Origin of the sequence: Collinsella aerofaciens (assembly GCF_901212495.1) — a bacterium.
Lineage (GTDB): Bacteria > Actinomycetota > Coriobacteriia > Coriobacteriales > Coriobacteriaceae > Collinsella > Collinsella aerofaciens_H.
This window is the reverse complement of sequence record NZ_CAAKNY010000025.1, coordinates 1-10,130: the sequence shown is the minus strand read 5'-3', so window position 1 is coordinate 10,130 and position 10,130 is coordinate 1. Positions and strand designations below refer to the sequence as shown.

The 10,130-nt window shown below is 61.9% G+C and carries 6 protein-coding genes; 1 reads left to right on the top strand and 5 read right to left on the bottom strand.

Annotated features, from left to right (window positions below):
- The 5 genes from SFLMC1_RS02585 to rplJ form a co-directional block, all read right to left on the bottom strand.
- Positions 1-3,429: DNA-directed RNA polymerase subunit beta' (locus SFLMC1_RS02585; protein WP_261981420.1), on the bottom strand; the 3,429-nt coding region annotated here is incomplete at its 3' end.
- 6 nt (positions 3,430-3,435) lie between these two features.
- Complete coding sequence (locus SFLMC1_RS02580; protein WP_240128070.1) at positions 3,436-6,864, bottom strand: DNA-directed RNA polymerase subunit beta; 3,429 nt, start codon at positions 6,862-6,864, stop codon at positions 3,436-3,438.
- Positions 6,865-7,597: 733 nt separating this feature from the next.
- Positions 7,598-8,503, bottom strand: a complete 906-nt coding sequence (locus tag SFLMC1_RS02575) for a UTP--glucose-1-phosphate uridylyltransferase (protein ID WP_152073460.1) — start codon at positions 8,501-8,503, stop codon at positions 7,598-7,600.
- A 314-nt stretch (positions 8,504-8,817) separates the two neighbouring features.
- Positions 8,818-9,195: a 50S ribosomal protein L7/L12 gene (rplL, locus tag SFLMC1_RS02570; protein WP_117758628.1), complete on the bottom strand. Its 378-nt coding sequence runs from the start codon at positions 9,193-9,195 to the stop codon at positions 8,818-8,820.
- 102 nt (positions 9,196-9,297) lie between these two features.
- On the bottom strand, positions 9,298-9,819 hold the full coding sequence (rplJ, locus tag SFLMC1_RS02565; protein ID WP_117758629.1) for a 50S ribosomal protein L10: 522 nt from the start codon (positions 9,817-9,819) through the stop codon (positions 9,298-9,300).
- A gap of 59 nt (positions 9,820-9,878) precedes the next feature.
- Between rplJ and SFLMC1_RS02560 the strand changes: the two genes are divergently transcribed.
- The coding region (locus SFLMC1_RS02560; RefSeq protein WP_222838016.1) for a hypothetical protein at positions 9,879-10,130 on the top strand (252 nt) is incomplete at its 3' end.

Below are 10,130 nucleotides of genomic sequence, written 5' to 3'. Positions count from 1 at the left end.
GTTGTCCTTGGCCTCTTCGGCGTCGTCGGTGTCCACGAGCTGGTTGAGCAGCTCGTCGAGGGAAGCCATGTCCTCGTTGATGGCACCGTTGACGAATCCCTTGGTGATCTGGTCGCCGGCGCGAACCTCGCAGCCGTCCTCGATCTCGGGCATGAAGCGCACCGAAGCGGGGACGCGACGCTCGTCGAGGACACGGGTGTGATCCTCGGAGTCGGTGAGCGTCAGCACGTACTCGGACTTCTCGGGCTTAATCGAGAGGTGGCCGGAGTACGGAGCCAGCTCGGCCTCGCGACCCAGGATCTTCTCGTTGACGTTGCCGACGATATCGAACATACGGCTGACCGTAGGCAGACCCTGCGTAATATCGTCGACGCCAGCGACGCCGCCGGAGTGAATGGTACGCATCGTAAGCTGCGTACCGGGTTCGCCGATGGACTGGGCGGCAATAATGCCGACCGCGGTACCGATGGCGACCGGACGACGGGTTGAAAGATCCCAGCCGTAGCACTTCTGACACACGCCGTACTTGGAGCGGCAGGTGAGCAGCGCGCGAAGCTTGACCTTCTTGAGGCCGGCATCGACCATCTTCTGGATGTCGGCGACCTTCTCGATGTAGCCGTCCTGCTCAAAGAGCACGGTGCCATCGGGAGCCACGACGTCCTCAATGAAGCAACGGCCGACGAGGTCGGTGTTGAGGTCGGTGGTGCCGGGGATGATGAGGTTGTAGGTGACGCCCTCGTGCGTACCGCAGTCCTCCTCGCGGACGATGACGTCCTGGGCCACGTCGACCAGACGACGGGTCAGGTAACCAGAGTCCGAGGTGTGGGATGCGGTATCGACCAGGCCCTTACGGGCGCCGTAGGTCGAAATGAAGTACTCGAGCGGCAGCAGGCCCTCGCGGAAGTTCGCCTTAATGGGAAGGTCGATCGTCTCGCCGGACATGTCTGCCATCAGACCACGCATGCCGCCGAGCTGACGCAGCTGGGTCTTAGAACCACGGGCGCCGGAGTCGGCCATCATGTAGAGCGGGTTCTCCTCGTCGAACAAGTCGAGCATGAGCGCTGCGACCTTGTCGGTACAAGCGGTCCACTCGTTAACGACTTCGATGTGGCGCTCCGTCTCGTTGATGAAGCCCTCCTCGAAGTACTCGTTGATCTGGTCGACGTTAGCCTGGGCGCGGTCGAGCAGCTCCTGCTTCTCATCAGGGATGAGAGCGTCCCACACCGAGATGGTGAGGCCGGCGCGGGTAGCGTAATGGAAGCCGGAGTACTTGATGGCGTCGAGGATCGGGCCGACCTTGGCCTCGGGGTAACGATCGCAGCAGTCGGCAACCAGCTTGGCCACATCGCCCTTGACCATCTTGTAGTTCATGAACTCGTAGTCTTCGGGCAGGCACTGGCGGTTGAAGATGATGCGGCCGATAGAGGTCTCGAAGCGCGCGGTCTTGTTGCCGGTGACGTCGTAGTCGACGAACTCGTTCTTGCCGTTCTTGACGCGGAAGATACGGGTGCCGTCCTCGTTGATGACGTTGGCGTTCTCGGCGGACACACGGACCTGGATCTTGGCCTGCATGTCGACCTCGGAGCGGCAGTCATAGGCGTGCAGGGCGTCGTCGAAGCTGGCGAACACGTGGTTCTCGCCCGGCAGACCGTCGCGGACCTGGGTCAGGTAGTACACACCGATGATCATGTCCTGCGAGGGGATGTTGACCGGCTTGCCGGATGCCGGCGAGCGCAGGTTGTTCGCAGAGAGCATGAGCACGCGAGCCTCGGCCTGAGCCTGGCTGGACAGCGGCACGTGGACAGACATCTGGTCGCCGTCGAAGTCGGCGTTGAAGGGCGAGCAGACCAGCGGATGCAGGTGGATAGCCTTGCCCTCGACCAGCACCGGCTCAAAGGCCTGGATGGACAGACGGTGCAGGGTCGGTGCACGGTTGAGCAGCACGACGCGGCCGTCGATGACCTCTTCGAGGATGTCCCACACAAAGGTGGCACCGCGGTCGATAGCGCGCTTGGCGCCCTTGATGTTCTCGACCTTGCCAAGCTCGACCAGGCGCTTCATGACGAAGGGCTTGAAGAGCTCCAGCGCCATGGTCTTGGGCAGACCGCACTGATGCAGCAGCAGCTTGGGGTCGGTAACGATTACCGAACGGCCGGAGTAGTCGACGCGCTTGCCCAGCAGGTTCTGACGGAAACGACCCTGCTTGCCCTTGAGGGCCTCGGCGAGCGACTTGAGCGGGCGACCGCCACGGCCAGAGACCGGGCGACCACGACGGCCGTTGTCGAACAGGGCGTCCACGGACTCCTGGAGCATGCGCTTCTCGTTGTTCACGATGATCGCAGGGGCGTCCAGGTCGAGCAGGCGCTTGAGTCGGTTGTTACGGTTGATCACGCGACGGTACAGGTCGTTGAGGTCGGACGCGGCAAAGCGGCCGCCGTCGAGCTGGACCATCGGGCGCAGATCGGGCGGAATGACCGGGATGACGTCCAAGATCATATTCGCGGGGCTGTTGCCACCCTTCAGGAAGGCGTCAACGACCTCGAGGCGCTTAACGGCCTTCTCGCGCTTCTGCTTCTGGGAGTCCTCGTCGGCAATGATGGCCTTGAGCTTCTCGGCCTCGGAAGGAAGGTCGATGGCAGCGAGCAGGTCGCGGACGGCCTCGGCACCCATACCACCCTTGAAGTACATGGAGTAGTAGCGGGTCATCTCGCGGAACAGCGGCTCATCGGAGATGAGGTCGCGCTCGGTGAGCTTCATGAAGGCGTTGAAGGCGTCCGTACGGAGCTGCTTCTCGTCCTTGCACTCTTCCTCGATATCGACGATGCCGGAGGCGATCTCCTCGGGGGTCAGCGGCTCCTCATCGGAGAACTCGTCAAAGTTCTCGGGGTTGCCCTGCTCCTTGAGGGAATCGATCTGGCGGGCGCACTCGGCATCGATCTCTTCCAGATCGGCGGCGAGCTCCTCGCGCAGGTCGTCGGCGTCGGCCTCGCGAGCCTCATAGTCGACCTCGGTGATGATGTAGCTGGCAAAGTACAGAACCTTCTCGAGGTCCTTGGACTTGATGTCGAGCATACGGCTCATCGGGAAGCTCGTGGGGCTCTTGAAGTACCAGATGTGGGACACGGGAGCGGCGAGCTCGATGTGACCCATGCGGTCGCGACGCACCTTGGCCGAGGTGACCTCGACGCCGCAGCGCTCGCAGACGATGCCCTTGAAGCGGATGCCCTTGTACTTGCCGCAGGAGCACTCCCAGTCCTTGGCGGGACCGAAGATCTTCTCGCAGAACAGGCCGTCCTTCTCGGGCTTGAGGGTACGGTAATTGATGGTCTCCGGCTTCTTGACCTCGCCGTGCGACCAGGAACGGATCTGGTCGGCGGAGGCAAGGGAGATCTTTACCGAGTCAAAATCAGTAGCTTCGAAATCTGCCACAGTCAACTACTCCTTATCAGTGGTCGTGGCGGCGACAGCCTCGGGCGCCTCGGCGGTCTCGGCGTCCTCGGCCTCGACGTCGGCGTCAACGCCGGCGAGCGCAGCCAGGTCGTCGAGAGCGGAGGTCTCCTCGGCGGTCACAGGGGCGGAGGCGTCCTCGTCGGCATCGTGCATGGGCTCGATGTCCAGTGCGAGGGAGCGGATCTCCTTGACGAGAACCTTGAAGGACTCGGGGATACCCGGGACAGGAACGTTCTCGCCCTTGACGATGGACTCGTAGGTCTTGACGCGGCCCACGGTATCGTCGGACTTGACGGTCAGGATCTCCTGCAGGACGTTGGAAGCACCGTAAGCGTACAGTGCCCAAACTTCCATCTCGCCGAAGCGCTGGCCGCCGAACTGGGCCTTGCCGCCCAGAGGCTGCTGGGTAACCAAGCTGTAAGGGCCGGTCGAACGGGCGTGGATCTTGTCGTCGACCATGTGGCCGAGCTTGAGGATGTAGGACGTACCCACGGTAATGGGCTCGCGGAACTCCTCGCCGGTGCGGCCGTCGAACAGACGGGTCTTGCCGCGCTCGTCAAGCTGGGTGACGAACTCGGGGCGCATGTGATCGCCAAAGGCAGCGGTGGCCTTGTTGAGCATGTTCTTGTTGGCACGGCGAATGACCTCGGCGATCTCGTCCTCCTTGGCGCCATCGAAGACGGGCGTGGCGGTGAAGAACGGACCGGGGACGTACTTGTCGGAGTCGGCCTGCTCGGTATCCCAACCGCAGGCAGCAGCCCAGCCAAGGTGGCACTCGAGCAGCTGGCCGACGTTCATACGCGAAGGAACGCCCAGCGGGTTGAGGATAACGTCGATCGGGGTACCGTCAGCCATGTAGGGCATGTCCTCGACCGGCAGAACGTTACAGATAACACCCTTGTTGCCGTGGCGGCCGGCGATCTTATCGCCCTGCTGGATCTTACGACGCTGGGCGACGTAGACGCGCACCTGCTCGTTGACGCCGGGGGCCAGGTCGTCGCCGTTCTCGCGGCTAAAGCGGACGACGTCGATGACGCGGCCGTACGCGCCGTGAGGCATCTTAAGGGAAGTGTCGCGAACGTCGTGAGCCTTGGCACCGAAGATGGCGCGCAGCAGGCGCTCCTCGGCGGTCAGAGCGCTCTCGCCCTTAGGCGTGACCTTGCCGACCAGGATGTCGCCAGGGCCGACCTCGGCGCCGATGCGGATGATGCCGTCCTCGTCGAGGTTGGCAAGCATGTCCTCGGAGAGGTTCGGGATCTCGCGGGTGATCTCCTCGGGGCCGAGCTTGGTGTCGCGGGCGTCGATCTCGTGACGGGTGATGTTGATGGTCGTCAGCAGGTCCTCGGCCACCAGGCGCTCGGACACGACGATACCGTCCTCGTAGTTAAAGCCTTCCCACGGCATGTAGGCCACGGTGAGGTTCTGGCCCAGTGCGAGCTCGCCGTGATCGGTCGAAGGACCGTCGGCCAGGGGCTCGCCCTGCTCAACGGTGTCACCGACGCGCACGAGCGGACGGTGGTTGATGCAGGTGGACTGGTTGGAGCGCTGGTACTTGGCCAGGTGATACTCGTCCATGCCGCCGGCATGCTTGACGATGATCTTGGCGGCGTCGGCAAAGATGACCTCGCCGGCATTCTTGGCCAGGGTGACCTCGCCGGAGTCCAGGGCGGCGCGACGCTCCATGCCGGTACCGACATAGGGAGCGGCAGGGTGAACCAGCGGCACGGCCTGACGCTGCATGTTGGCGCCCATGAGCGTACGCTTGGCGTCGTCGTGCTCAAGGAACGGAATCAGCGTGGCTGCGACGGAGAGCATCTGGCGCGGCGAGACGTCCATGTAGTCGACGTCCTCGACGGGCACGTCGGCGGGGGCGCCGAAGGAGCCGTCGAAGTCGCGGGTACGGGCAATCACGCTATGCGGACGAACGATCTTGCCCTCGGCATCGGTCGTGATGAACTCGTTGGTCTTGGGATCGAGCGGCGTGTTGGCCGGCGCGATGACGTGCTTCTCTTCCTCGTCAGCGGTCATCCAGTCGATCTGGTCGGTGGCAACGCCGTTCTCGACGCGGCGGAACGGAGCCTCGATGAAGCCGTACTCGTTGACGCGGGCGTAGAGGGCGAGCGAACCGATCAGGCCGATGTTGGGGCCTTCGGGGGTCTCGATCGGGCACATGCGGCTGTAGTGCGAATTGTGAACGTCGCGGACGGCCGTCGGCACGTTGGTGCGGCGGCTGGAGCCGGACTTGTGGCCGGCAAGACCACCAGGGCCGAGTGCGGACAGACGGCGCTTGTGGGTCAAACCGGTCAGAGGGTTCGCCTGGTCCATGAACTGCGAGAGCTGCGAGGAACCGAAGAACTCCTTGATGGAGGCCACGATCGGGCGGATGTTGATGAGCGACTGCGGGGTGATCTCGTCGATGTCCTGGGAGCTCATGCGCTCACGGACGACGCGCTCCATACGGCTCATGCCGATACGGAACTGGTTGGCGACGAGCTCGCCGACGGTGCGGATGCGGCGGTTGCCGAAGTGGTCGATGTCGTCGACCTTGAAGCCCTGCTCGCCGGCAGCGAGGGACAGCAGGTAGCGCAGCGTCGCGACGATATCCTCGTCGGTGAGCACCGTGACCTCTTCCTCGGTGGTGAGGTTGAGCTTCTTGTTGACCTTGTAACGACCGACACGGGCCAGGTCGTAGCGCTGCGGGTTAAAGAGCAGACCCTCGAGCAGGCTGCGGGAAGCGTCCACGGTGGGAGGCTCGCCCGGGCGCAGACGACGGTAGATCTCGATGAGGGCGTCCTCGCGGGTGAGGGCGGTATCGCGCTCCAGGGTGCGCTTGATCACATCGGAGTTGCCGAGCAGCTCGATGATGTCGTCGTTGGTGACGGCGATGCCAAGGGCGCGCAGGAACATCGTGGCGCTCTGCTTGCGCTTACGGTCGATGGAGACCATGAGCTGGTCGCGCTTGTCGACCTCGAACTCAAGCCAGGCACCGCGGGACGGGATGATCTGGGCCTTGTAGATCTGCTTGCCCGAATCCATCTCGGAGCTGTAGTACACGCCCGGGGAGCGGACGAGCTGCGAGACGACGATGCGCTCGGTACCGTTGATGATGAAGGTGCCCTGATCAGTCATCATGGGGAAGTCGCCCATGAAGACGAGCTGCTCCTTGATCTCGCCGGTCTCCTTGTTGGTGAGACGGACGTCGGTCAGAAGCGGAGCCTGATAGGTCATATCCTTCTCGCGGCACTCCTCGACGGTGTGCGCGGGGTCGCCGAACTGATGCTCGCCGAAGGTAACCTCGAGAACATGGTTCTGGCTCTGGATGGGGCTGGATTCCTTGAACGCCTCACGAAGACCCTCGTCCTTAAAACGCTCAAAGGATTCCCTTTGAACAGAGATAAGGTTGGGGAGCTCCATGGCCTCCGGGATTTTCCCGAAGCTGACGCGCTTGCGCTCAGTGGCAGTGTATGCGTAGGTCACCAGGTTTTTCCTCCTTCACGGAAATGCTCGGTGGGTTGGCGAGGCATAGCTTCGCCAGTTATCGCAACCTAATAGTTTATCAGGTACCGACCGTTGGGCAAGAAAAGCCTTGACGCGATTGAGTTTTTGGAGTAGCAAAGTTTTTCGACAGAAAAGATGCAGGTAGATAGGTATATATCGAACACCTGTTCATATATTTTATGTGAACAGTGCTGCTGATGCGCGGCACTGAATGGCGAACTCGAAGCAAGGGTTGGTCGGACGGAAAGCGCATCCCGTTTTGAGGCCCTCAACTGGGATGTGCTTTCCGTTAGGGCATCGGCCGGGAAACTGCATCCCGTTCTGAGCCGATATTCTGGGTCGTAGTTTCCGCAACCAACCTGTTTGGGAAAGTACGAGCCGGAATTCAGCCAAAAAATGGGCCGCAGTTTCCAGAGCCCCGACACAGCCCGAATAAAGAACGGGTGCAGACCGAAGTCCGCACCCGTACCGTTTCGGCCAAGACAGATCAGCAGGTAGAGGGCTGATAGCGAACGGGCATCAGAGCGAACAAGTTGACATGAAAAGAGGGCGGCATTGACCTTCTGGTCATGCCGCCCTCTTTGAATGGCAAATTGTCGCTCTGATGCCCGTGCAGCGTCGAGCCGTTACGCGGTTTGGTAAAACCGCGTTAACGCTTTAGACCGCCGCGCTCGTCGATGGCATCCCAGAAGGCGCTGGCAAAGCGAGGATCACTTGCGGCCATGAGGGCGTTGGTGGCCATCCAGCCAGACGGGGTGCCGGTGTCGTAGCCCGACAGCGGGTCGATGACGACAGCGTACATAGCCTCGCGGTCGAGCGAGCGGGCCATGGCGTCGGTAAGCTGGATCTCGCCGCCCTTGCCGGCCTGCTGGTCGGCAAGAAGGTCCATGACCAGCGGGCTCAGCAGATAGCGACCGACGATGTACAGGTTGGATGGAGCCGCCTCGGGAGCGGGCTTCTCAACCAGACCGCCGATGCGCCAGACAGCGCCCGGCTCGGCATCGGCAACGCCCTCGGCGCCCTCGAGCGAACCGACGCGCTCGCCGGCGATAACGCCATAGCGGCTGACCTCCTCGGGCGAGCAAGCGGCGACGGCGATAACCGAAGCGCCACCGTGCTCCTTGGAAACGGCAAGCATCTTGTCGCAGATGTCACGGTTAGGCACAACGTAGTCGCCCAGAAGAACCAGGAAGTTCTCCCCTGCCACGGCGTCGGCAGCAGAGCGAATGGCATGACCGAGGCCCTTGGGCTCGTACTGATAACGGAAGTCGACCGGCATGCCGCCCGCGTGGGCGACGGCATCGGCGTAAGCATCCTTACCGCGCTCGCGCAGCAGATTCTCGAGCGAGCGATCGGGCTGGAAGTAGCTCAGCAGCTCGGGCTTACCGGGAGAGGTAACGATGATGGCGTCGTCGACCTCCTCGGGGTCGAGTGCCTCCTCGACGACATACTGAATGACCGGCTTGTCGAGCACCGGCAGCATCTCTTTGGGCGTGCACTTGGTGCCAGGCAGAAAACGCGTGCCAAGACCGGCGGCGGGGATGATTGCCTTCATGTTATTCAAGGATCCTTTCGCAGGCGCAGAATACGCCCTGTGCGTGCGGCACAACGGCCGCAGACCAAATTGCGATACCGGAGTATCTTACCGCCGGAGACATACGTCGCCGTAAGGCAAACGCAATTCTTCAGCAGGTCAACGCAAATTATTGGTCGAATGCTGCAATTTTTGGCCCCAGCGGTAACGGGATTGGCACGGCGAAGACAGCGGCGTTCTGCGTGTCGAGCAATGGGAATGAGGGGCTAAAAACAAAAAAGACGGGACTCGCATAGCGAGCCCCGTCTGCAAAGAAATCTGGCAAGAAAGCCTGATTACTTGAGGGTGACAGCAGCGCCAGCAGCCTCGAGCTTCTCCTTGGCAGCCTCGGCGTCCTCCTTCTTGGCACCCTCGAGAACAGCCTTGGGAGCGCCCTCGACGACCTCCTTGGCCTCCTTCAGGCCAAGGCTGGTGAGCTCACGGACGGCCTTGATGACCTGGATCTTGTTGTCGCCGAAGCCCTCGAGCACGACGTCAAACTCGGTCTTCTCCTCGGCCTCGGCAGCGCCAGCAGCAGGAGCGGCGACAACGGCGGCAGGAGCAGCGGCGGAAACGCCGAAGGTGTCCTCGATAGCCTTGACGAGCTCGGAAGCCTCGAGAAGGGTCATTTCCTTAAGAGCATCGATGATCTCATCGGTGGTAAGCTTAGCCATTTCTAAGTCCTTTCGGTTTCCGTGTCTGTGCACGGAGATCAGTTAAAACACGGCGCGAATGCGCCAGGGGTGCGGCGTTGCCGCCGCGGGTGAAAACAGCGACTAGGCTGCCTTCTGCTCGGAGACCTGCTGGATCGAACGAGCGAGACCAGAGGAAACGCCGTTGACGCAGACAGCGATGTCGCGAGCGAAACCGGAGATGAGACCGGCGATCTGACCGAGAAGCTGATCCTTGGTGGGCAGCTCGGCGATAGCCTTAACATCATCAGCGGAAACGGCCTTGCCGTCGGAGATACCACCCTTGATCTCAAGGACACCCTTGGAATTGGCGGAGAAGTCCTTAAGGGCCTTAGCGGCCTCGACCGGCTCGGTCTCGTAGAACACATAAGCGACGGGGCCGGCGAGGATCTCGTCGATCTCGGGCTGCTCCTGGTTCTTGAGGGCGATCTTGACCAGGTTGTTCTTGTAGACCTTCATCTCGGCGCCGCACTCGCGAAGCTGATGACGCAGCTCCTGAGCCTGCTTAACCGTCAGACCGTTGTAGTTGACGACGAACAGACCGGCGTTCTCGGCGATACGGGACTCGATCTCTGCAACCTTGTCGATTTTGTACTGCTGGGGCATGAATTACACCTCCTCGAATTCTTTCCGGGCACGGTCCGCCACAAGGACGTGACGGGGGCATGTCCAAAAAGAAAGCCCCCGCGCTGCATGAGCGACGGGGGCGAGAAGACATATCTACTCGACCACCTCGGCTGGCGGGATATCCCATTAAGCTCGCGGGCGATGCCCGTTTGCGCCGGCTGTCTCTGGCAGCGGATTCGTGCGTGAACCGAAAGTATTATGGCGGGGACCCCGGCGTCGGTCAACGGAAAACCGGGCTGTACACAATTCCACCATCCGGCCGCGCCGCCGAAGGCCAGGCGCAAGGTTTT